This is a genomic window from Microcoleus sp. A003_D6, from assembly GCF_036702825.1.
Lineage (GTDB): Bacteria > Cyanobacteriota > Cyanobacteriia > Cyanobacteriales > Microcoleaceae > Microcoleus.
This window is the reverse complement of the sequence record NZ_JAUBWA010000112.1, coordinates 1-23,254: the sequence shown is the minus strand read 5'-3', so window position 1 is coordinate 23,254 and position 23,254 is coordinate 1. Positions and strand designations below refer to the sequence as shown.

16 protein-coding genes and 1 pseudogene are annotated in these 23,254 nt (G+C 45.7%); 2 read left to right on the top strand and 15 right to left on the bottom strand.

All coding sequences use genetic code 11. The annotated features are described in order from the left end of the window. Nucleotides 1-660: 660 nt before the first annotated feature. Entirely contained in the window at nt 661-2,979 is a 2,319-nt protein-coding gene (locus tag QUB70_RS25060) for a protein phosphatase 2C domain-containing protein (protein WP_332984129.1), read from the top strand. A 181-nt stretch (nt 2,980-3,160) separates the two neighbouring features. Here QUB70_RS25060 and QUB70_RS25055 read toward each other — a convergent pair. The 14 genes and pseudogenes from QUB70_RS25055 to QUB70_RS24990 all read right to left on the bottom strand — a co-directional run. After that, nucleotides 3,161-3,586, bottom strand: a pseudogene (locus QUB70_RS25055) (CsgG/HfaB family protein); the annotation flags it as partial. Nucleotides 3,587-4,080: 494 nt separating this feature from the next. Next, nucleotides 4,081-4,383 carry a hypothetical protein gene (locus QUB70_RS25050; protein ID WP_332984128.1) on the bottom strand — a complete coding sequence of 101 codons (303 nt, stop codon included), beginning with the start codon at nt 4,381-4,383 and terminating at the stop codon, nt 4,081-4,083. 79 nt (nt 4,384-4,462) lie between these two features. Further along, nucleotides 4,463-4,828, bottom strand: coding sequence for a DUF1823 family protein (locus QUB70_RS25045; protein WP_332984127.1), 366 nt, complete (start codon nt 4,826-4,828; stop codon nt 4,463-4,465). Between the two features lie 149 nt (nt 4,829-4,977). Then, nucleotides 4,978-6,009 carry a type I glyceraldehyde-3-phosphate dehydrogenase gene (gene gap / locus QUB70_RS25040; protein WP_332984131.1) on the bottom strand — a complete coding sequence of 344 codons (1,032 nt, stop codon included), beginning with the start codon at nt 6,007-6,009 and terminating at the stop codon, nt 4,978-4,980. 718 nt (nt 6,010-6,727) lie between these two features. After that, on the bottom strand, nt 6,728-7,036 hold the full coding sequence (locus QUB70_RS25035) for a P-II family nitrogen regulator (protein ID WP_332984126.1): 309 nt from the start codon (nt 7,034-7,036) through the stop codon (nt 6,728-6,730). 4 nt (nt 7,037-7,040) lie between these two features. After that, entirely contained in the window at nt 7,041-8,012 is a 972-nt protein-coding gene (locus QUB70_RS25030) for a sodium-dependent bicarbonate transport family permease (protein WP_332984124.1), read from the bottom strand. 203 nt (nt 8,013-8,215) lie between these two features. Then, nucleotides 8,216-8,950 carry a glutathione peroxidase gene (locus QUB70_RS25025; protein ID WP_332984130.1) on the bottom strand — a complete coding sequence of 245 codons (735 nt, stop codon included), beginning with the start codon at nt 8,948-8,950 and terminating at the stop codon, nt 8,216-8,218. Nucleotides 8,951-9,079: 129 nt separating this feature from the next. Next, nucleotides 9,080-9,712 (bottom strand): Uma2 family endonuclease, encoded by a 633-nt coding sequence (locus QUB70_RS25020; protein ID WP_332984123.1) that lies wholly within the window; start codon nt 9,710-9,712, stop codon nt 9,080-9,082. Between the two features lie 282 nt (nt 9,713-9,994). Next, nucleotides 9,995-11,896: a tetratricopeptide repeat protein gene (locus QUB70_RS25015; protein ID WP_332984122.1), complete on the bottom strand. Its 1,902-nt coding sequence runs from the start codon at nt 11,894-11,896 to the stop codon at nt 9,995-9,997. Next, on the bottom strand, nt 11,889-15,980 hold the full coding sequence (locus tag QUB70_RS25010) for a tetratricopeptide repeat protein (RefSeq protein WP_332984121.1): 4,092 nt from the start codon (nt 15,978-15,980) through the stop codon (nt 11,889-11,891). The genes QUB70_RS25015 and QUB70_RS25010 overlap by 8 nt, the downstream gene beginning before the upstream one ends. Before the next feature lie 24 nt (nt 15,981-16,004). Beyond that, a complete protein-coding gene (locus tag QUB70_RS25005; RefSeq protein WP_332984120.1) occupies nt 16,005-18,920 on the bottom strand; it encodes a tetratricopeptide repeat protein in 2,916 nt (971 codons plus the stop codon). Nucleotides 18,921-19,198: 278 nt separating this feature from the next. Then, nucleotides 19,199-20,053 carry a calcium-binding protein gene (locus QUB70_RS25000; protein WP_332984119.1) on the bottom strand — a complete coding sequence of 285 codons (855 nt, stop codon included), beginning with the start codon at nt 20,051-20,053 and terminating at the stop codon, nt 19,199-19,201. A 359-nt stretch (nt 20,054-20,412) separates the two neighbouring features. Further along, nucleotides 20,413-20,622 (bottom strand): hypothetical protein, encoded by a 210-nt coding sequence (locus QUB70_RS24995; protein ID WP_332984117.1) that lies wholly within the window; start codon nt 20,620-20,622, stop codon nt 20,413-20,415. Between the two features lie 570 nt (nt 20,623-21,192). Beyond that, nucleotides 21,193-21,381, bottom strand: a complete 189-nt coding sequence (locus tag QUB70_RS24990) for a hypothetical protein (RefSeq protein ID WP_332984116.1) — start codon at nt 21,379-21,381, stop codon at nt 21,193-21,195. Nucleotides 21,382-22,793: 1,412 nt separating this feature from the next. Between QUB70_RS24990 and QUB70_RS24985 the strand changes: the two genes are divergently transcribed. After that, on the top strand, nt 22,794-22,991 hold the full coding sequence (locus QUB70_RS24985) for a hypothetical protein (protein WP_332984114.1): 198 nt from the start codon (nt 22,794-22,796) through the stop codon (nt 22,989-22,991). Nucleotides 22,992-23,023: 32 nt separating this feature from the next. On the opposite strand, the gene QUB70_RS24980 is transcribed toward QUB70_RS24985, so the two are convergent. Beyond that, complete coding sequence (locus tag QUB70_RS24980; RefSeq protein WP_332984112.1) at nt 23,024-23,194, bottom strand: hypothetical protein; 171 nt, start codon at nt 23,192-23,194, stop codon at nt 23,024-23,026. Nucleotides 23,195-23,254: the final 60 nt, after the last annotated feature.

Below are 23,254 nucleotides of genomic sequence, written 5' to 3'. Positions count from 1 at the left end.
TATTGATTCGCTGTCGCTCAAGTTATTTTTTGGTTCATTTTCATCCCGACGCTCACCTCCGGTAGAGCGCGGGACTTACCATTCACATTAGTTAAATTAACTTTACTTGCCAAGCTCAGGCGCGAGGCACCGATCGCCCTTCGCGAAAAAACCGAGAATTGATATTTATCCCTGTCGGCTCAGGTGATTTCTGCGTATCTAGATCGTACCATTACAATCAGTCTAAAACCTCAATTCCGTTAACTGCCGCGATTTATTCAGAAATTGGCACGATCGGGAATATGCTGAAAACAGCCTGCTCTCAAGCCCTTGACTGCGGTGTCGCGCCAGCGTTGAACCCTGACAAATGATAGCAAGATTTATCCGGAGGTCAACAAAATGGTAGACTGTTCGTGTCAGTACAAGACTTTAAAATCTACCCCTACACTGGGGGGAAGTCACGCCTAAAACATTGTCAGGAGAGCTCGCAGCGCACATAAAAGTGCAAACGTGGTGAGCCTGGGAACCTGAAAAATCAGGATATTAGGACTGCGAAGTCTTAAGCCTCCCCGTCTGCTGAGAAAGCGGGGTGTAAAATCATCGCCACGTATCAACCCGTCGAGGTTCAAGCGCTAAAATAGTTCAGATCGGCACGCTTGTCCAAAGGCGTCAGGAACCCTTATGCAAAACTCTGTGGCAAAACACTACTTATGGGCTTTAGGTGAAGGGATCAAAGGGTGTAGGCCCGGCGATCTGATCGCTGGTCGCTACTTGGTCAAGCGCGATCGACTTCTTGTCGATACTCAACCCGAACAGTTGCCGGAACTGCCCGAAGAGATTCCGAGTGTTGTCACTCCTTATTTGAGACTGTTTGCCTATCAGTTGCACGTACCTCAAGTATACGGGCTGGTATCCTCGCAGACGAGCAAGCTCTCGGGAGATATCTGGCTGCTGGAAAACGGGCCGATTTTGAAGGTGACGGAATCTTTAATGCCGGAATTGGCCGACTCCTGGAAAGGAGCCGCCGCGATGCGCCAGCTCAATTGGCTGTGGCAAATTGCCAAGTTGTGGCAGCCGTGTATCGCTCAGGGCGTGGCTTCGACGCTGCTGACTCCAGAACTGCTGCGGGTGGAAGGGCAATTGGTGCGGTTTCTGGAATTGCAGCCCGATCGCAAACCGCCTAATTTGTCGCAGTTGGGCAAATTGTGGCAGCAGTGGCTCGAAGATGCTCACCCGGCGATTGCCAATTTTTTGAGGCAACTTTGCCAGCAAATGGTGGCCGGTCAAGTGCGCAACGGCGAACAACTGATGGGCCAGTTGGATAAAGCTCTGGCAAAATGCGGCCGATCGTACGATCGTCATGTTGAGATTGCCACGGGCACGGATGTGGGCCGAGCGCGGGCTCACAACGAAGATGCTTGCTATCCGCCCAGCGGTACGGTGTTCGCAGGAAACCCGGGATCGTCGGCTTGCGCGATCGTCTGCGACGGTATCGGCGGACAAGACGGGGGCGAAGTCGCTTCGGAAGAAGCGATTGCTGTGCTGCGCGACAAGTTGCAGCAAATGCCCCTGCATCAAGCTAATTGGGACCCGCTGAGCCTGACTTCCAAGCTGGAACGGGCCGCTTGTGCTGCTAACGACAAAATAGCCGGTCGCAACGACAGCGAACACCGCCAAGGCCGCCAGCGGATGGGAACTACGCTAGTTATGGCTTTAGCCCACATACACGAACTATACGTCGCCCACGTCGGAGACAGTCGGGCTTACTGGATTACCCGCACCGGTTGCTATCAAGTTACTCTCGACGATGATGTGGCTTGCCGCGAGGTGCGTTTGGGCTACTCCCTCTACCGGGATGCTTTGGAACAAGTGGCCGCCGGAGCTCTGATTCAAGCTTTGGGCATTACTTCCTCCAACACTCTGCACCCGACTGTGCAGCGTTTTGCGGTGGATGAGGATTGCGTTTTGCTGCTGTGTTCCGACGGTTTGAGCGATAAAGACCGGGTTGAGGAATGTTGGGAAGCGGAGATTTTGCCAATTCTCGACGGTAGCATTAATGTGGCGAAGGCGCGCGATCGGCTGATCGAGATTGCTAATACTAGAAACGGTCACGATAATGTCACTGTTGCTTTAATTCACTGTCAAGCACATTTGAGGGAAGAAGGCAATACTTTTACAGAATTGTCTGTCGCACCTTTAGATGTGCCGATCGAACTAATTGCTGACAGCGAGGATACGCCAACCGATTTGACCGATAGCACAGCCCTTGGCGATGCTGATTTTCAAGGGAAAACGCAGTTGGTACAGCCACCGGACAAGGGCAAAAGCCTATTTTCGCTGCTGCTGAAAATTGTATTTTTATTAGGTTTGGGGGGTGTATTTGCTTATTTTTTCATCCCTCCGGTAGGTCGGGCGATCGATACTGCCGGGGAGTCGATTTTCGGGAAACGCGGTTTAATTAATATTGGAAGTACGCCGCAGAAAACTGTTGAATCTGTACCTTCTGGGGTCAAATCTTTAGAAGAAGGCTCGTTTATAGAGATTAAAAGTTCTGCGGCGGGGGAATTGGGAAAAGAGGGCGATCGCTTGGATTTGCGAGTCGGAATCGGTGAGTTGACTGTCAAAGGAACAGTCCCGGCAGGTAGCGTTTTGCAGGTGACAAAAAAACAGCTTACGCCTCAAGGCAATTGGCTGGAAGTGAAAGTTTGTTCGATTCCTGAAATAGTGCGGTCGAACTCTCCCAAACCCAAGTCAAATAAAGATTTTTCTGCTGTTTCAAAACCTGCACTAAATTCACCTCCCGCTGTGGCACCTCCCTCGGTTTCCCCCGCAGTTAAGCCAACAGTTGATGCAGTAGAAATCGCCAACCTGCAAGCGGGGGAAATCGGATGGATTAAAGAACAAGATGCCATTTCTAAGGTAGCGTCTAACCCGACTCCCAACCCGAATCAACAGGGGAAATGCGCTGTTGGTTCTGACTCAAATCCCAATGCTAATTAAACTGTTAATGCTTGAGTATGTTGAGCAGATTTGAGCGAGTTTAGTTGAACTAAAAATGCAGATTCCTAAACAAAACTAAGATTAACTGGTACAATCGCCCGCAAATAGGTGACCTAATTTTAGATTTTAGATTTTAGATTTAATAATTCACAATCTAAAATCTAAAAAGGTTTCAAAATTTCTAACCTAATTTCTTAGATACTTCTGCAAGTTTAGTCACCATTTGGGATACGGCTTTGTCAACTGCCGAACTCAAAAGTGAATCTTCATTGCTACTGCCGGAATTGCCGCCAATACCCCTAACGGAAATATTAGAATCGCTTTGATCCGCTTCTCCTACTGCTTTGGCGGTGGCAAGAATATCTCCTGAAGCTGTACCAATTAACCGCACGTCTATTTGAACCGTAGCTTTCGTTTTTTGCGAACCGCCGCCGATTCCCATGAAACTGCCGCCGCCGGATTGTTTGTCGATATTAAACCGGGTAATGGTGCCGATGAGTACGGCGTCAACTCCTAATTGTTTGCCAATTTCTGCTGCTGTGCCGGCATCCATCGTACCGCTGCGATTTTGCTGTTTGAGCACTTGTTCGAGTTTGCTACGATCGACTACTGTTTGACACTCCCCTGGCTAAAGCCGAGGGGATTCTTAATTCAGCGACTGACCTTAAAATGTTCTGTCCTCACGGCAATACTTAAACTTTTTAACCGTGGAGTACCACCAATTGATGAGTCCAATTCAGAAACAGCCCAGCGGGTCTATCTCCAAAAGCGTACTAGAATATTTATCTAGAGTTTGGGTATGCCCTACCCTACTTAACAATTCCCAGTAGAAAAGTTTATGTTTGCTGGATTGAAACCTACATTTTCGGTTTCGGCTGTTTAGAGTGTTTTCGCCGCACTTTGTCCCCCAGTTCATGCCTAAAACTGTGTCTCATTTCCTGTTTCACTTCGGACAAAGGAGTTTAACCTTGACTGTCTTAGTTTACCATATTGTCCCGTCTTGTCCAACTTTTTAAGAAAGTTTTTTGAATTAAAAAGATTGGATTTTAGATTCAGGATTGAGGTAAAGAGAACAGGCAGGATAAATCCTGCAACGCCCTTTCATCCCCGGACTGAAGTCACGGGGTTTTCAGGGTATTCCTTATAAGTGCCGTTGTTGACGAGTTCGTTGATTAGCAGTTCGCTGATGCCTTTGGCGGCGCCGACTCCCCTGTAGGAAGTGTAATAGCTGTTGGTGGTGCCGTAGTCGAAGTCCATGACGACGAGGCGCTTTTTGGCAGTCGCGGCGATTTGGGTTGCGGGTTGGGTGGTGGCTGGTGTGGCGATCGCACTTACACAAACGCCTGCTAGCATTAGCCCAGCGAGGGAAATGCTGGTTAAGCGAGAAATCGAGGTTATTTTCATAAAGCTTTCCTCAAAGTTGTTTTGTTCCTAGAATAATTCAAACAACAGCCAGATTTCAGTCAATTTGAGATTTGAGATTTTAGCTTTCAACTTCCATAAAACCCATCAACCAATTAGCCATCGTCGCCCTGCGAGTCTGTCTCGGCCCGAATTCCCCAATTTTATAGCCCTTAAACCCCAATTTTTCCTTCAGCAACTGCTTGTTTTCTGGAGGAGTCGATCGAGTCAATTTCACCGTCGCGGGTCTAGAATCAATAAAATCCGGGGGTTCCGGGTACTCTAGACGCCACTCGGGTGCAACATCAGCACTGTTCCACTTACCTGTCTCGGCATCGCAGCGGTAGCCCAGATACAGCCAAACTAATCGGTTGACGGCAGCATCGTCTATCTCTTCGTTGAGGATAGCCCAAATAGTTTCGTTGTCCAGAAGTGGCAATTCAGACATAATCGCGATCGAATCGGAAACAAAAAAAGTTTAACTCACATTAGGTAACATTATCAGGAACGGGCAAGATGCCCGTTCCACAAAAAATTCTAGGAATTTGTTTGTGGGGTGGGCTTCTAGCCCGCCCAAAATGCCACACCCCCAAAAAATTAATTATTCAAAATTCCGTCTTTCTCGGCCATCGACAGCATCAAATCAATCACGCGGCTAGAATAACCCCACTCGTTGTCGTACCAAGAAACAACTTTGAAAAACTTAGAATTCAGTTCAATTCCCGCACCTGCATCGAAAATGCTCGATCGCGCGTCGCCCTGAAAATCTGTCGAAACCACCGCATCCTCAGTATACCCGAGAATGCCTTTGAGTTCGCCCTCCGAAGCTTTTTTCATGGCTTCGCAAATTTCTTTGTAGCTAGTTTCCTTCCCCGTTTTGAAAGTAAGGTCAACTACAGACACGTCGGGAGTTGGGACGCGCAAAGCCATTCCCGTCAATTTTCCTTTCAATTCCGGCAACACCAAAGTAACAGCTTTTGCCGCACCGGTCGAAGATGGAATAATATTTTGACCCGCACCGCGTCCTCCCCGCCAATCTTTTTGGCTGGGCCCGTCTACAGTTGGTTGAGTAGCTGTCATCGCGTGAACTGTCGTCATTAAACCTTCTTCCAAACCGAAATTATCGTTGATAACTTTGGCAATTGGTGCTAGACAATTCGTCGTACAGCTAGCATTAGAAACAACAGTATCTTTGGTCGGGTCAAATTTGTGGTGGTTCACACCTACTAGATATGTTGCAACTTTTTCCGGGTCTTTTGTCGGTGCTGAAAGTATTACTCGTTTTGCTCCCGCCGTCAAGTGTTTTGATGCGCCTTCAAAATCTGTAAACAATCCGGTAGATTCTACAACATAATCTGCGCCGGATTTACCCCACGGCAATTCGGCAGGATTTCTAATCGCTGTGCAGGGGATAAAATTTCCGTCAACGACAATCCCGTCTGGTTTACTTTCAACTTCGCCGTCGTAAATGCCGTGGGTGGAGTCGTATTTGAAAAGATAAGCCAGGTTGTCTGGCGAAACTAAGTCGTTAATGCCGACAAATTCGATGTTGGGGTTTTTGATGCCGGCACGCATGACTAGCCGTCCGATGCGACCAAATCCGTTGATGCCGACTTTTAATGCAGCCATGTTTAAACTCCTATTGAAAATATCGTTAGTCGATCGGGCGATCGCCTGTTGTGGCTTAGAATTTACCACGCTCGCCTGTTTTTGCAACAGATTCTTTTCTATATCTTAAGAATTCTGAATTTGGTGCGGGCGGGAAGGACAATTAATATTGAAATGACCGCTGGCTAATAATGGGTAATAATTTTACAATTGTAAAATTGCTATAATCAACACAGATTTTTCTCACATTATCGTTGATTAAATTACAATACGGTTCAGTTAAGAATAATGAGGCTGCTCGAGGATGCCTGTATCTCCCGTAAATTCGTGACATCAAACTCATCTTAAAGCGTTAACTCAAGCGTATTCGATTAAATTACGCTCAAGTAATACCAAATCCGGGTTATTTATCCCGTTATAAATTGTAGGGTGCGTCGCTCACTTAATCCTGGTTGAGGGCGAGAATTATTCGTGGCGACGCACCCTACGTCTGTGAAATCATCAAGGGGGTAGCTAACCCGGATTTAGTATAATCAGAAAAAACTTATGCAAAAGCTCGCTGGTTTTTTATGTGGAAGAAGTCGCTAATTTTGATGTGAAATGGCTAGATATTCAGAAACCCGATTTATTAAATAAACCCGGGTTTCTAATGGCTGATGACAGTTGACAGTTGACCGAAGGAATAGTTGACAGTTGACTGCTGACTATTGACTATTGACTATTGACTGCTGACTGCTGACTACCCAACACACCTAGTAATTAGCAATTCCACCGCATCTGAAATAAAACATGACCCGCCAAACTTATTGAGAACTGGTCTAATGTTTTCTGCAACTGCTGACACTTGATCGGGAGCACAAAAAGCAAGCACATAAATGTTATCCAGCGCCGTCATTGATGAACCGCGGGAGACGTGATCCCTGGTGCTTTTTCCAGCGACATCACGAATCACCGAATAACCGGGTACGCCAGCTTTGTCTAAACCGTCTAAAATCCTGCCGAGTTCCACCGAGTGGGCTATGATTTCTACTCTTTTAACTGACTCCATTATCTCACCTCCAAAACATATTGATTCCGTATAGATACAGGGGAATGCCTACAATGATATTAAATGGAAACGTCACTGCTAAAGCTGTCGAAATGTAAAGACTGGGATTCGCTTCGGGAACAGTTAGGCGCATGGCTGCTGGTACTGCTATATAAGAAGCACTCGCGCACAATACGGCAAACAGCAAAGTGTCTCCCTCCGGCATTCCGATTAATTTGGCTATTAGCAAAGCAATTACTGCGTTGACTATGGGAATCAGGATTGCAAAGCCGATCAGAAAAATTCCTGCTTCTTGCAAATCTTTAATTCTACTAGCAGCAACCAGCCCCATGTCTAGCAAGAAAAAAGTCAGAACTCCATAAAATAAGTCTTGAGTAAACGGACTCATAACTTCCCAACCGTGTTCTCCTGTCATGATGCCCATAATGAGGCTGCCAATGAGCAGAAAAACTGAACTGTTGAGGAAGGCTTCTTGCAGCACTTCTGGCCAAACTATTTCGCGTTTTCCTTCTTCCCCGCCGAATACACTCACGAGAATTAGACCGACTATAATTGCTGGGGATTCCATTAATGCTAGCGCGGCTACCATGTAACCGTCAAAGTCGATCCCCTGTGCTGTGAGGAAGGAGGTTGCGGTGATAAATGTGACGGCGCTGATGGAACCGTAGGTGGCTGCGATCGCCGCAGCATTGTAGGCGTCGAGTTTGATCCTCAGTATGAAAAAAGTATAAAGTGGTACTAGCATTGACATCAGCATCGCTGCCAAAATTGTCAGGGCGACTTGTTGGTCAATTCCGCTTTTGGACAGTTCGACGCCACCTTTAAATCCGATCGCGAACAGCAGGTACAGCGAAAACAGTTTGGGGATGGGCGCTGGAATTTCTAAATCAGATTTGAGAAAAATTGCCAGCATTCCCATGAAAAAAGCCAATATTGGGGGATTTAAGATATTTGACGCTACTAAACTCAAATCCACGATCGTTCACTCCCATTTCTTGCGTTTTTAATATTACTTCCCCAGTAATTGTTGCACGAGAATGGATCGATAGAGCGATCGAACTTTTTACCCGAAAGCTCGATCGGGCTAAATACCGCCAAATAGGGCAAAGACGCAAACTGCACACCCTACAACGAGTAAGGCGTGCACTGCAAACCCGCAGGCTAAGTATTTTTGTTTAACTAAGCAACAGCCAAATAAGACTCTAGGGCTTCGGAATCACCAATCAACTTGCCGTCGATAAATACTTGCGGCACAGTTGTAGCCCCAGTCACAGCCCGGAGCGATCGGGTTGTGGCATCCCGGCCCAAGAGGATTTCTTCATAATCCAAGCCCTTTTCAGTCAGCATTGCCTTAGCCTTAGCGCAGAAGGGACAGCCCATTTTGGTAAACAGCGAAACTACCTTCGGCTTCGCTGCTGCGGAGTTGATGTAGTTGAGCATCGTCTCGGCATCGGACACTTTGAAAGGGTCTCCCGGTTCCTCGGGCTCAATAAACATTTTGTCAACCACGCCATCTTTTACCAGCATGGAATAACGCCAAGACCGTTTGCCAAAGCCTAAGTCTGTTTTGTCTACCAGCATTCCCATGCCTTGAGTAAATTCGCCGTTACCGTCGGGAATTAACGTCACATTGTCTGATTCTTGGTCTTTTGCCCACTCGTTCATCACAAAAGCGTCATTGACGGAAATACAAACGATTTCATCTACGCCATTTTCTTTGAAAACTTTCGCCAATTCGTTGTAACCGGGGAGGTGCGTTGACGAACAAGTGGGAGTAAAAGCTCCCGGTAGCGAAAACACTGCTACGGTTTTGCCTGCAAATAAATCATCGGTGGTGACATCCACCCACTCGTTGTCTTTGCGAGTGCGAAAGGTGACTTTGGGTACTCTTTGACCTTCTTGGTTCGCCAGCATGATTTTGAATCCTTTGGTACTTGGGTTAAATTCCTTTGCTTTAAGCGTACTCATAACGAGTATGACTTGTCAAGGGCGGCGGGTTTTTTCTTGGGAGTTGGGCGCGCGCGAGTCAGTTGCTCGTCTTCGCTAACGCAAATTTCGCCTCCATGCCTTTGCTGCTGCTAGCGGGTGAGGATTTTTTACACATTCTGTCAACATCTCAATATCAAGTTCCGGTAGCAATTCGCTGTTTGTGATTAGTTCATAACCGCAATTCGACACAAATTCAACCGGAATCTCTTCTCGCAAATGGTAGATAGAAAATCTATCATTTCGCCAGAACCAAACCTCTGGCACCTTCAACCTTCTATACAATTCCAGTTTATTGATGCTGCCGCTGGTAACAATCACTTCAATTACCAAATCGGGAAATTCTTTATCTGTGCCAATACAGTAAGCTTCATCCGGTTCCGTACCGCCACTTTTTTCCTCTTGTCGCAGAGTTGTAGACCCAAAAGGAAAATATTCGATGTCAGCTTCTAAAAAGTAAATAAACAGCAGATTTCCAATGCTTTTTTTTCGATTTTCATGGTGGCGAGAAGGTAAGATAATTTCTAAAATTCCATCTAAATAAGTAACTCGATATCCAGGTGCATCTCCAATTTGATTTAGCAGTGTCTCGTATTGTTCCCAGTTCACCCTATCCGTGATGTAGCGCTCTTCAGGATCTTGGCGTTGGAGTGCTTGTTCCTTAAGTAATGTATCTAAGCTGTTGTGCATTTAATTTGTATGTTGAGGGCGGGCAAGATGCCCACCCCACAAGAGGAAAAATTTATTTGACTGTGCAATTTAAATGCGGATTAGCTTAGCTCGATCGTCAGCATTGGTATTACCTCCTTACAAGTTGTTCTAATCTTAGCAGACGGCGGTTGAAACCGCGTCTACACAAACGATGTCTGCCTCCGCAGACTGAAGAGAAAAACCTAATTTTAATCGCCTTTTATTCAACCTGCGGAGGCAGGTTTTGTTTGTATAGGTGCGGTTTCAACCGTACGTCCTATCTTATTCCCAATCAAATTTTCGCCCTAAATAATCCTCTAATTCCTGATTGTAAGGTCGGAAATAATCGCTCAACCTGTCGCGAACCGATTCATTTACCCGCTGATAAGAACCGGGATTAGCATTTTGATACTCAGACAATTGATATTCCGGCAAATCTAAGAATTCTAAAACCTGCTGGACTATAGTCGCCGCACCTGCATAAAAATCTTCGCTTTTCAAAATTAACAACTGTTCTGGGGGAAAGAAAGCCCGCCAATTTTTAATAAATTCTATGTACCTACCGCGAGCTAAATAATTCCCCGGTTCCTCGCCGATAATGTATTCGGGATTTTGATTCAACCGTTCAATTTCAGCGCTAATTGCCCGATCGAGCGATCGCGCTTCCCAATTTAAGCCCTTTAAGCGGTAAAAATGAGAAATCGCGCGATCGACCGGATTTCGCAAAAGTACAACGAGTTTCGCCTCTGGAAACGCGCTGTAGAGACGTTCCGGCGCTTCCCGGCAGTCAAAATAGCTCGGACTTGCTTCGCCAGTTACAAATTGCTCTCCCGGAGGCATTGGCGGAAAATGAGCCAAATACCAATCAATCCCTCTGTCAAAGTGCCACGAGAAAAAATCCATCTCCTTTTTAATCGGAGTCAAAATTTGCGGGTGTTGGGCTAAATAAGTATACAGAGAAGTTGTGCCGCACCGCTGAGAACCAATAATTATAAAGTTAGGAACTTTGACTGGTTTTAAGTTCCAATTTTGTGGAACAGGCATCTTGCCTGTATCTGTTTGTGGAACAGGCATCTTGCCTGTATCTGCTTGTGGAACAGGCATCTTGCCTGTATCTGCTTGTGGAACAGGCATCTTGCCTGTTCTCTTACTGAGAATAGATGCAAAACTTTGTTTGTAACTGACAGTTCGATAAAAATCTATCGCCTCCGCAATTTTACCTTGCCTCGTCAAAGCTTCTCCCAAATTCAGATAAGGCCAAAAAGCCTCCGGTTTAGCTGCAACAACTTCGCGGCACAAGTTCTCCACTTCATCCAGCTTGTTTTGCCTAACCAAAACTTCCCACAAATTGTAATAAAACCACCAAGGAAGATCGGGATTTATTTCTATTGCTTGAAAAAATGCCACCGCCGCTTCCTCCCAATATTTTTGGCGGCTCAGAACAGCACCTAAATTGTAATAAGACCAGCAATCATCTGGTTTTTGGGCGACAGTTGCGCGAGATGAGGCTAATGCGCGATCGCACTTTTCTTGCTCCTGCAACAACTCCTCTAATTCCGCTGAGACTTCTGCACAACTCGACCTATTTGTCAATAGCAATTTGTAAATAATAATTGCGCTTTTTGGGCGATCGTACTTTGCTAAATTCTTACCTAACTGCAAATAAAACTCTACATTTTCCGGTGTAACTTCCAATTGACATTTTTCTAACACAGACTGTAAATCAGACTCTGTTTGTCCGAGAGCGTATCCCAACTTCTCGTAAATTCCCGGCAAATCTCCGTCAATTTCAATAGCTTTTAAATACGCGGCGATAGCTTCATCCCACTGTTTTAGTTGAGTTAAAGCATCGCCTAAATTGCAAAAAGACCAAGCAAAATCCGAGTTGAGTGCAATCTCGCAGCGGTAAGCAGCAGCAGCCTCTTCCCATCGCTGAAGTTTCAGCAAAGCATCGCCCAAATTGTGATAAGACCACGAAAAATCTGGATTTAACTCAACAGCTTTTTTGTAAGCAGCGACAGCTTCCTCCCATTTTTCAAGTTTCAGCAAAACATCGCCCAAACTGTGATAAGACCACGAAAACCTGGGATTTAATTCAACAGCTTTTTTGTAAGCAGCAACAGCCTCATCAAACCGACCGCTTTCTTGCAGGGAATTACCCAAATTGTGGCAGTCATTATCCATGCAAAACTCCTGCAATACTCATTAATTTTTCCAGCGAGTTCAAATCCAACCGCATATTTTTATGTAAGGGTTTGGTCGGAGTTCCATCATCAACCAAATCGCCAATTAAATAGTAATGTTCCAAACCGCACAAATTGCTAATCATCCAATAACAATGCGGAACGTAAAGGGGAGAAAAAATCTCAATTACCTTAGTTCCGGGACTGCAAAAAACTAGATTAGTCAACCCCCCTCCGTGAGGTGCAACAACCACTTTAGCAGCAGCCAAACACGATGCTTGTTCCGCTACCGACATCGTTTCCAATTTGACACTGCGAAACCCAAATTTTTCTAAGTATTTAATTAGCTCTTCCTCGTTGACTATTCGCCGATAAGATGCTTGTTGGCGGCTTATATAAATTCGCTCTGAATAGTCTGTATTTACTACCTGTTGTTTATTTAAAAATGCCTGTTTGAGATATTCACACTTCCATTTTGAAACCGCCCCCGCTCCGTCATATGATATTGATGGAACTATTAATTTATCTGCTGTAATGTGTAAATTGCAGCGACTTTCTAAAATTTTTTCTTGAGGAATTCCTAAAGTCTCTAAAGTTTCCGCTTGATAGGAAGAATCCGAGGCATTGACAACAAACTTATCTATAGTTTCTATCAATCCGCTCCGCTGCAAAAGGTCAAATCGCGTAATCACATCAAATATCCAATGAAAATAAGCGGCTCCACCCCAGCGAGCAGATAAAAAAGCCACATTTCCATCGACGTGTTCAGCGGCAGGCAATTTGTCGGAAGTGATTACCAATTCAGCACAACCCATTGAAATATCAGCAACAAGTTTATTGTCTGAAGTAATGACGGCGGTAGTCACAACATCTGCCCAAGCTCGTCCGTTTGGCAATACGGCAACAAAAGCTTTTCTGGAATGACTTTGATGTTCCCAAAATCTGTGGCTGCTATCGATTGTTTTGGAATTAGATAAATTGATTTCACTCGCAGGATGGATGTCAATGCAGGTAAGGTGCGGATTGGATTCTGCCGCCACGGTCAAATCTTCTGTAAAACCACAGTATTTTTTGAGTACACTTAAAGGTAATATTTGATTGCTGCATTTTGCCCGATCGCTCTCATCACCTTCTCCTTGTTGTTCCCAAGCATAACCTATATTATCGTAAGCTTCAAACAAATCGGGTTGAATTTGCAGGGCTTGAACTAAATTAGCGATCGCAGGTTCCCACTGCTGTTTCGCAATTAAACTCAAACCCAATCCTTCGTAACACCAGCATGATTTTGGATCGAGACTGATACCTTTTTCGTAAATGGCGATCGCCCTTTCCAATTCCCCTTGATTCCGCAGTGCATCGCCCAACTTTTTGTACAGCCAACTATGCTCGGGTTCTAGCTCAATAGCGCGATCGAAAGCCGCTGCTGTTTCGGGCCAATTTTCTTGTGCTTCCAGAACTTCCCCCAAACTATTGTACAGCCAACAATCATCGGGATTTAATTCAATAGCTTTGCGGTAAGCCGCCGCCGCCTCCTCCCAGTTTTCCAGTGCAACCAAAGCCTTACCTAATCTCTCGTAAGACCAACAAAAATCGGGATTTAGTTCAACTAACTTGCGGTAAGCAACAGCAGCTTCCTCCCACTCAGCAAGCTCCATCAACACATCGCCTAAATTGTTGTAAGTCCAACAAAAATCGGGATTTAACTCAATAGCTTTGCGGTAAGCAGCAGCGGCTTCGGCATATTCCTCGATCGCCTGCAAAGTTTCCCCCAAAAAGTGGTAAGCCCAACTAAAATTAGCGTTGAGTGCGATCGCCCTTTGGTAAGCGGCCCGAGCTTCCTCAAACAGTTCTTTCTCTTGCAGAGTTTTACCCAACTTGTGGTAAGTTAAGTAGTTGCCCGACTTAATTTTAATAGCTGTTTGATAGCGTTCGATCGCCTCATCCAAATAACCCGCATTTGCCGCAGCATCCCCCAACTTTTCCCAACCCAGAGCCAAAAGAGTTTGTTCTTCGCCCAAACTTTGATTGCCGATTTTTTTGACAATCAGTTGATAGCCTTTGTGTACTACTTCTAACTGACTTCCAAACATCTCCAAAAAAACATCTATCCCAATTTTAGTATCTTGCTCCGGGCTGTCGGGAAACGTAAACTCGTAATCATCAAAAATCATCAATCCCCCAACTTTCACCAACCTCCAAGATAAAATCGCATCTTGCAGAGCACTGGTGGGTTTGTGACAGCCGTCAATGTAAGCAACATCGTAATATTCAGAAGCCAAATTAATTAACAACTTTTGAGAGTAACCTTCTAATTCAATTACCCGATCTGCTGCTCCCGTTTTAACAATATTGCCCTTAAAATGTTCTTGGAAATACAAATCAATACAAGTAATCTTTGCCGTCGGATGAGTTAAAATATTATCCAGCAGCCAGCAAGCCGACATTCCCTGAAAACTGCCGATTTCCACAACTTGAAAATCCGCAATTCCGGTAAATTCCTGCAAATGCCGTTGCCAAATAGGAATATTGTGGGTAAACCAATCTTGGGTAAATTGATAATCTTTCGCCGCACACTCAGGCCAACCCCTCAATTCGCTTGCTTTTTGGTGGCAAATAATTGCTTCTTCTAATTCCCCTAATTGGGGTAAAATATTTCCTAAATCGTTGTAAGGCTTAGAATTGGTCGGCTCGATTTCTATTTGGCGACGGTAAGCGGCAATTTGTGCGTATAACTCCTGTTGTTTTGCCCGAACCTCATCCAGTTGGGCGACAACTTCCGCAGCATTGGGTTCAATTTGCAGTGCCATACTATAAAATACGATCGCACCTTCCAACTGCTTCTGTTTTGCTAAACTATTGCCTAAATTTATATAAAACTCCGCTCCATCTAACTCAATTCCCAGCAATTTGTGGTAAATTTTCCCGCTGGCAAGTAACTCAATAGCTTGACAGTAAGTTTCGATGGTGCTGTCTAAACCCGATTCGCTTCGCTTCCGCAAAACATATCCCAACCTCTGATTAATTCCCGTCAAATTCGGCTCAATCTGAACCGCGTGCAGGTAAGCGCTAACAGCTTCATCCCAGGATTGTTCGCAAGTTAAAGCAATTCCCAAATTGACATAAAACCAAGGAATATTGGGATTTATTTCAATAGCTTTGCGGTAGCAACTAATAGCTTCGGGCCACAGTTTTTTTTGAGCCAAAGCGTCCCCTAAGCAATTGTATGCCCAGTAGGAATTATCGTTAATTTCAAGAGCCTGACGGTAACATTTAATAGCTTCATCCAACTCGCGCTTTTGCGCGAAAACATTGCCCAAACCAAGGTAAGCACGAGCGTAGTTGGGATTGAGTTCGATGCTTTTGCGGTAACAGGCGATCGCCCGATCGCATTCTCCTCGATCTGCCCAAGTTTTACCCAAACTGTGGTAAGATTCAAACGAATTTGGATTGATGGTAATGGCTTGTCGGTAATTGGCGATCGCCTCATCCCACCGCTTCTGACCAACCAGCATTTCTCCCAAATTGTGATAAGCTATTGCCAGTTGCGGGTTTAACTTAATTGCCCGCGAATAACACTCCATAGCTCGATCGAACTTTCCCAATTCAACTAAACTATTTCCCAGAGTGACGTGCTCGTCAGCAGTTGCCCAATTCGGCTCAATATTAAAAGCTTGATACCAACTTTCTGCCGCCTCTTCTCGCTTCTCCAACTGCGTCCAAATTCTCGCCAACTGCCGGTAAGCAGCAGCAAAATTCGGCGCTAGCGAAATCGCTTTTTCACAATTTGCGATCGCCTTTTCCCACTGTTTCCCCTGAGAATACAAACTGCCTAGATTCGCATAAACTTCCGGCAAATTTGGATTGCGATCGATCGCCATTTCATACCACTGCTTAGCTTGCTCAATTTCACCTCGAACCTGCATCACCTTTCCCAGCGTCTGACAAGCTGCGGCCAAATTAGGTTCAATTTTCAAGGCTGACTCGCAAGCAGCAACTGCCTCATTCAACTTTCCTTCGGCTAAATAAACTTCTGCTTGCCGACTCAAATCAACCGCTGCCTTTTCCATCTTCTCAATCGAGGGCATAATTAAACTTTCTCCAGACATCAACTAACCCAAACCCACCACCTCAACCATCCTTTTCAGCGAACTCAAGTTCACCAAAATATCCTCAGTCAGCGAATTCTGATACATCAACTGTCTAATAGGATAGCATTCAAAAGCCTCACCAGCTAAAAAGTAATGTTCCAACTTCAGATATTGACTGATTCCCCAGTAATAATGGCTGATATAGTGAGGCGACACCAACTCAATGACTTTAGTTCCCTGGCGACAAAAAATCGTATTTGTCAACCCGCTGCCGTGGGCGGCAACTATCACATCAGCGTGGTAAAAATAAGCAATTTGCTCTGCCAAAGACATCGACTCTGGCCAAATAGAAACAAATCCCGATTTCTCCAAAACCTCGATCGCATCTTCCTCGTTCAAAACTCGTCGGTATCTCGCTTTGCTGCGGCTGATATAAATGCGTTTTGGATAGCGCGAACTAGCTATAATTCCCTTGAGAAACTCGCGCCTCAAAAAATCCATCGCCCACCCAGAAGGCCAGCCCAAATATCCCGCAAAAGACGGTACAATTAACTCTGTTGCTTGAATGTGAGGCAAGCGATCGCTCTCCAAGACTTTCTCTTCGGGAATGCCCAGAATTTTCAGACTTTCTCGCTGAAATTCGTGCTGACAACTATTCACCAAAAACCAATCAATCTCTGCCAAATCCCTACCGCTGTGCCGCAGCAATTCTATCCTCGGCAAAACATCAACCATCCAGTGAAAATAGACATTTCCCGACAAACCAGAAAGCACCGCCACGCTGCCATCAATTTGCTTTAAAGCGGGAAATGATTCTAACTGAAAAACGCTGTGTTTTCTAACATCATGCTTTTCGCATCCAGGCAAAAACCCCGGATAATCTCTCGACACATCAGCCAACAAATAATTGTCAGGAGTAATAACTGCGATCGCCTTACAAATCAGCCAATAATTTTCCTGCGGCACAATCCAAACTCGCCCGTTAGGAATCTGTGCGACAAAAGTCTTTGGCGACTCCACAGGTAGCGGTTGCAAGTTGGACAAACGGCAAACTCCCCAACCCAAATGCACCGGATCGAACCACTTAGAAAGTCGCTGCAAACAGAGCCCGCAAGTTAAACCTGCACAATCGGAATTTGCCAATTGGGAATGACCAATTGGTAGTTGAGAATTCTGAATATTTTCTGCACAGGCTTCTGGTGCCTCTTCCCAAACTATTTCAACATAATTGTCCGCATCCAACTTAGCATTGACCAGCCAATCCCAACTAGATAAATAAATACCGTGAGGAGGTTTTATAGAATTGCTATCTGGCGACTTAAAACTCTGTTTCTCCCACTCTTTCTGCTCCCCGTACCCGTGCAATTGCAACTCTAAAACCTTTTGATAATAATCGATCGCCCGTTCCCAACACCCCTGTTTTTCCAGCAGTTTTGCCAACTCAAAATAAACCTGCGGTAAAGCAGGTTGAATCGTCAAAGCCATGCGGTAAACTGCAATTGCTGCCGTGAACCGGTGTTGCTGGGCTAAGGAGTTTCCCACCCGCCAGTAAATCTCTACATTTTGTGGCTGAATTTGCAAAGCTTTTTGATAATAAGCGGCGGCCGATTCGTCTCCGCCGTACTCTGTTAAAGCATTTCCCAAATGCAAGTAAATTTCGGCTAAATTATCGCAAATTTCAGCAATTGGTAATTGGGCATTGGGCATGGGGAATTGGGCATTGGGCATTGATAATTTTTCCTGCTGCCCTCTTCCCTGTTGTGGAGCATTAATCCGTGTATCCGTGTCAAAATCCGTATCGTGCCTTCCCTCAGACTTCTTCCCTGTTCCTTCAACATCTGACTCATGCTCGATAATTAATCCGTGTATCCGTGTCAAAATCGGTGTTGTGCCTTCCTTCTTCCTTCCAGTTAGTGCTGCGAGAAATCGATCGCACGCAGCGATCGCCCTTGACAATTCATCATCTTCTACAGCAGCAACTCTGCGCCTGTCTCCCAAGCGGCAGTAAGCCTCAACAAAATCCGGCTTCAGAGCTATCGCCCGCTTAAAATAAGGCATGGCTTCCGCAATTTTCCCCAAAACCATCAAAGAAAACCCGGCGTCTGTATAGGCCGCAATATAGTCGGGATTCAGCTCGATCGCGCGATCGAAACAAGCAACCGCCGCCGAATGTTCCCCCTGCAATTGCCACGCTTTCCCCAGATTGTAGTGAACCAAAACCATGTCCGGCTCCAACTCAATAGCTGTGAGGTAAGATGCGATCGCCCTTTCCGGACTTTTGGCCAGCAAAGCTTGACCCAAATTATTGTGCAGCGTCGCCCAATCCGGCTTAATCTCCATCGCCCGTTGGTAAAGCTCGATCGCCTCAGCAGCCCGATCTTCCTTGAGCAAAATCACACCCAGATTGCTGTAAGCTTCCACGTAATCCGGCTTCAGGGCGATCGCCTGTCGGTAGGTATCAATTGCCGCTTCGAGCTGACTATTTTCATCTAAAACCACAGCCAGATTGTAGAAAGCATCGAGATAATTGGGTTTTTTGGCGATCGCACTTCGGTAACAGTCGATCGCCCCCAACAAATTACCCTGCTTGTGAAAAACATTTCCCAAGTTATAATGAAGTTCCGCCCAATCTGGTTTCAAATCCAGAGCTTGTCGGTAGTGAAAAGCCGCCTCATCCAGCCAGCAATACTCGCTGTAAAGTTGACCCAAATAAGCATGAGCCAGAAAAAACTGCGGCGAAATCTCCAAAGCTTGCACAAAAGCGTCTCTTGCCGCCGTCGGATCGCCGCTCGCTTCCAGAATTTCACCTAAAGTCGTGTAAGCCGAGGGCGAAAACGGTTGAAGTTCGATCGCCTTTTTGCAAAACTCGATCGCCTCAGTTAACTTCCCCCGGTTCAAATAAATTTGGGCTTGCCGGATGTATTCTTCAGTGCTCATTGCTCGCGGTGCGGTTGCGGTTTCTTTACCGCTTCAGTAAAACCTAGAAATTATGATTTAAAAACTTTGTATTTATATTTTGCCCGATCGGGCGATCGATTAATTTTATCAACAACTGTCGATCGATTTTTTTTAACAGCCCCTGCTTCAGTTCCGGCATTGAATATTTCAACCTCACCCCGCTTGTGGCAGAGTGAGGTTGAAATCCTTTAAAACTATCGGATTTGTGAGAACAGCCCCGAATCTTATCCGGTGCTGCCCCACAACAGCCAGTTGTTTTAGAACAACTCGAAGTTGTTCGAGGTAATCGTCAGGCCAGTCTGCAACTGAGCAATAGTTAGCACTCCGCTGGTGCCGTTGAAGTACAACGCACCGTTTGTGGGATCGTAGACCAACTTGTTCGCGGTTCCTGGGCTGGCTGCGTTGAAACCAGAAACGACGACAAAATCGCTGGAGTCCAACGTGCCCAAAGCAGAGAACACACCACCGCCTGTCGCCTGCAAGCGGATCTTATCTTCGCCTGGGGCAAAGTCAGTGATCGTATCTACGCCATAATCGCCACCGCTGGAGAAGAAGAAGAACGTATCGCTGCCAGCACCGCCGGTCAGGACATCGCTGCCTCTGTCGCCAGAGATAAAGTCATTGCCAGAGCCACCATTGACAGTATCGTTGTCTTTACCGCCGAACAGGCTGTCGTTGCCGTCGCCGCCGCTGACAATATCGTTGCCTTGGTCGCCATAGACTGTATCGTTGCCAGCGCCACCGAGTGCGGTGTCGTTGCCAGCGCCACCGGATACGGTGTCGTTGCCATCACCGCCGTCGAGGAGGTCATTCCCTTGATCGCCAGAGATAAAGTCATTGCCGCTGCCGCCAGCGACCACATCGCTGCCTTTGCCTGCTGCGATCCTGTCGTCGCCGTCGCCGCCGCCAACACTGTCATTGCCTGCCCCGGAAAAAATGATGTCATCGCCACCGCCACCGGCGATGATATCATTGCCCCGAAAAGTCAGGATGATATCGTTACCATTGCCTGCACTCAATCTGTTATCGCCTTGGATGCCGATAATGTTTGAGCCACCGCCACCTCCAGGTAGTGAAACTGCTGGTTGTGTTGGATTAGTTACCTGTGTCATTTACACTCCTCCTAAAAGATGAATCATTTTTCTACAATACACTTTTCCCTCCAAAGGGATTCAATAAATGAAACCGGACATCGGTTGAGACCCTAATTGACCCGGCTGCTATAAGCTGTCATGTAATTTAAATTGTCCGCAGGGAGCCAGAGATCGCGAGTTGAATCCTGTAATTCGTTCAGCAGCCAATATCGGTTGTTTCCTGCTCTGGACTCTCGACTCCACCACTCCCTCCTCTAACACGAAAATATTCCAGTTAAACGTTTGTGAGTTTACCATACCAAGCCTGGGTGCGGCTAGTTATTTTTAAAACAATAGCCGGGAAATACACATAAACCATTTTTAATCGGAGTATGCTCTCAAGATTGAGAAATTGCACCCCAGTCATTGGCAACTGTCGATCGCCCGGAAGTTCGATCGCCCGCAATGGGGCTAGAACTGAGTTGCGATTTTTCAGTAGACTCTGATTGACCAGACTTTTGAGTTCCGCCTATAGTTCCCCAGGAATCAAAATTTTTTAGCAGGCTTTGAAAGGCTGCCCGCGCACGCTGCGGGCAGCCTTCAATCAAACCTAGCCGCAGATCGCGCGCTGCGATTTAAGCCGCTACCCTTACCGCTGCTTGTAGCGGCCGCCTTTACTCAACCCAACAAATTCCCGGACGCACTCTTGAGGCTCCGAAGCTTGATTTTTCCACCGATATCCCTCGCGATCGACGGATGATTTTAGCGAAAAAACCCGATCGATACACCTACGTCATTTCAGCCATCAGCGGCATCTATCCAGAGAATTAGATAATGCAGGGATTGTGTTATTGAGTTGAGATTTCGGATGGGCCGCTAGAGTTGTGACGCTTCTGTCAAAGCTGAGAATAAGCTGCGGCGCATCTGAATTGTCTGTTGGTTCGGCATACAGTGTCAAAGTCAAACAGACAAATCTTTGAGCAGCGGTCAGCGACTCTTGAACGTAACACTGCGCCCCGACCCTCCGTAAGTTTTTATATAATAATTAGATTTTACAATTTAATTTAACAATATTAAGTTTTAAGCAAATATCTGATTGCTAACTGTTAACTTCGAGCGGCTCATTAACAATTAGCCATTTCCCGGAAATTTAGTTCGGCATTCATAGACAAGCTGTATTATTGCCCTGAGCGGTGTGCTTCGAGTTGCGCTGTTGAGCCGTTGGAATTGCTGTGGCTGTCGTAGCTGTAGATGTGAGCGTCGCTCTGGAAAATGTAATTGATAGAAGTAGCTGCATAGTATGTCAGCGCTAGCAGCGACACTATATTAAGAATTCGATAAATTGGCTTCTCAGATATTTCGTTCATTTTCACTCCTACTTTTTGTGCAAATAGCAAACTTGGATACAGTGACGGCACTCTTTTTGAGAAGTTCCTGCAAATCCAGCTCCTGATGCCCGATATCGCATAAAACAAGTTCTGCTGGAGATTTGAAAGAGTTTTTGTTGCCTATTTCATATTGCAGTCTCTGCGTTTATTTGTCTATCTAACTTCGGTAAGAGTTCCGAAATTTTGGCAACAACGAACTCTACAATTGCCTGCGATCTCTGCTAAAATTTGAAAGTATAGAGCCGCAAAAGCTTGCAGGGCATGGAGTATAGCTGTTACTCAACACTCGGCAAGGATTTTCCCAAAATCGATTAATGGTGCGCAGCGGTCGGAAGCAATAAAAATTATTTAGTTGGTGTGCAGGACACTGAAATATGTCTGAAGTTATACTTTTGCCAGCAACATACCGTGTTGCATTGCATATTAAGTTGGATCTTGCTGCAAGCAGCAGATAATTTTTGATAAAAAAAAACTTGGGTCGCTGTCTGACAATTTTGAGTCTGACACTTTTGACTTATTGGCAGCCTTAAATCACGATGTGACGGAATATAAAAGCAAGCGTCAAAAAGCAGCAGGTAGAATGTAACCGCAGTAAAAAATACTGTTTGGGGATTCATATTTTTTATGTGATTCTACCTTGTCGCTGCTTTTTTACCATAAAAAAAGATAATTTACTCGCTGCCACTAGATGCACCTGAGATAATTTATGACGAGATAACCGACTGTGTTTTAGTCAGTTACTTCTACAATTTATTAGATTTTTTGGTCGCCGTTAGCTGGTTGTACTACCGACTTTTTGCTGGTAATTTGCAAAAGGGATAGGGGCAGAACAACAGGCCAAAACAGAGGGCCGATTACTAAGGCCATCCAAGAAATTAAGTCTTTTTTAGATGTCGCAGTATCGTTCCAAAAACTTTTGAACCAAACAAGAAAAACGATTAAGGCAATCGAAAAGTAACCTATAATTATCATTGTTTTACTGACCTGCTTCTAGGTGGGATTGAACTATTTTTCATTATTGTATCTCAGGGTGCGGGTCGCCGATCGCAATTTTGGGCCCGGAGGGTGCAAGTGTCGAGAACCCAAAGCTTCACAAGTCTCCGAATCCAGAGTGTGCGAGGTCGTCGATCGGACACACCCGTACAACAGCGGCGCGGGGCGCTCAAAGTCTTGCACTCAGGAGTTTTCGAGGTTTCGTAAAAGTTTGAGGCCAGAGCCGCAATTACAGCAAATGCGATCGAGGTCTCTCGTTCTCTGTGATTTAGTCACGTATAATCGCAGACTTCGGTCACAAGTCGGGCCAAAAACGATCGCACAGCTTAGCTGACGGCAATCACCCTACTCTGTTCTCAAAAAATCTATATTAGAGTAGTTGATTTCAACGAGATTTTATGCAAGTTCTGACTTTAAAATCCGATCGCCCGATCGCTGAACTATTCTATCAAGTCACCCATTCAGGCAATCTGACTCGCTCTCAAAGCCACGGACTGCGCGCACTCTGCGAAAGCGCTCTGTGCGAAGATGACCGAGATGCAGTCAACCGCCTCCTTCACGCCATCCGTCGCGGATGGATCGAGATTTCCGATTAGTTCCCTCAGACAGGAAGTTGAGATCGGTAATTCTACTTTCTTTCCTGTAAAGCTTCGCCAGCAATCAGATTTCCGTGAGTGGGTCGCTCCATTAAACCTCTCACCAAAAAGTTGTGGTGCGATCGTTTCGATCGAACCCGGTTTCTTGAAGAAGCCGGGATTTTCGATCTGAAGCAGTCAGCAGTCAGTAAGCTGTTACGCATTTAAAATAGTATTGTAGGGTGCGTCAGCCCTATCTTGTTTCCCTTGCTTAGTAAGTGTTC

Bases quoted from the DNA above. Each gene is read 5' to 3' on its own strand.
- QUB70_RS25005 (WP_332984120.1), bottom strand. From the start codon at position 18,920: ATGAGCACTGAAGAATACATCCGGCAAGCCCAAATTTATTTGAACCGG.
- QUB70_RS25060 (WP_332984129.1), top strand. From the start codon at position 661: ATGCAAAACTCTGTGGCAAAACACTACTTATGGGCTTTAGGTGAAGGG.
- QUB70_RS25045 (WP_332984127.1), bottom strand. From the start codon at position 4,828: ATGTCTGAATTGCCACTTCTGGACAACGAAACTATTTGGGCTATCCTC.
- QUB70_RS25020 (WP_332984123.1), bottom strand. From the start codon at position 9,712: ATGCACAACAGCTTAGATACATTACTTAAGGAACAAGCACTCCAACGC.
- QUB70_RS25035 (WP_332984126.1), bottom strand. From the start codon at position 7,036: ATGGAGTCAGTTAAAAGAGTAGAAATCATAGCCCACTCGGTGGAACTC.
- QUB70_RS25015 (WP_332984122.1), bottom strand. From the start codon at position 11,896: ATGGATAATGACTGCCACAATTTGGGTAATTCCCTGCAAGAAAGCGGT.
- gap (WP_332984131.1), bottom strand. From the start codon at position 6,009: ATGGCTGCATTAAAAGTCGGCATCAACGGATTTGGTCGCATCGGACGG.
- QUB70_RS25010 (WP_332984121.1), bottom strand. From the start codon at position 15,980: ATGCCCTCGATTGAGAAGATGGAAAAGGCAGCGGTTGATTTGAGTCGG.
- QUB70_RS25025 (WP_332984130.1), bottom strand. From the start codon at position 8,950: ATGCTGGCGAACCAAGAAGGTCAAAGAGTACCCAAAGTCACCTTTCGC.
- QUB70_RS25050 (WP_332984128.1), bottom strand. From the start codon at position 4,383: ATGAAAATAACCTCGATTTCTCGCTTAACCAGCATTTCCCTCGCTGGG.
- QUB70_RS24980 (WP_332984112.1), bottom strand. From the start codon at position 23,194: ATGCGTAACAGCTTACTGACTGCTGACTGCTTCAGATCGAAAATCCCG.
- QUB70_RS24985 (WP_332984114.1), top strand. From the start codon at position 22,794: ATGCAAGTTCTGACTTTAAAATCCGATCGCCCGATCGCTGAACTATTC.
- QUB70_RS25000 (WP_332984119.1), bottom strand. From the start codon at position 20,053: ATGACACAGGTAACTAATCCAACACAACCAGCAGTTTCACTACCTGGA.
- QUB70_RS24990 (WP_332984116.1), bottom strand. From the start codon at position 21,381: ATGAACGAAATATCTGAGAAGCCAATTTATCGAATTCTTAATATAGTG.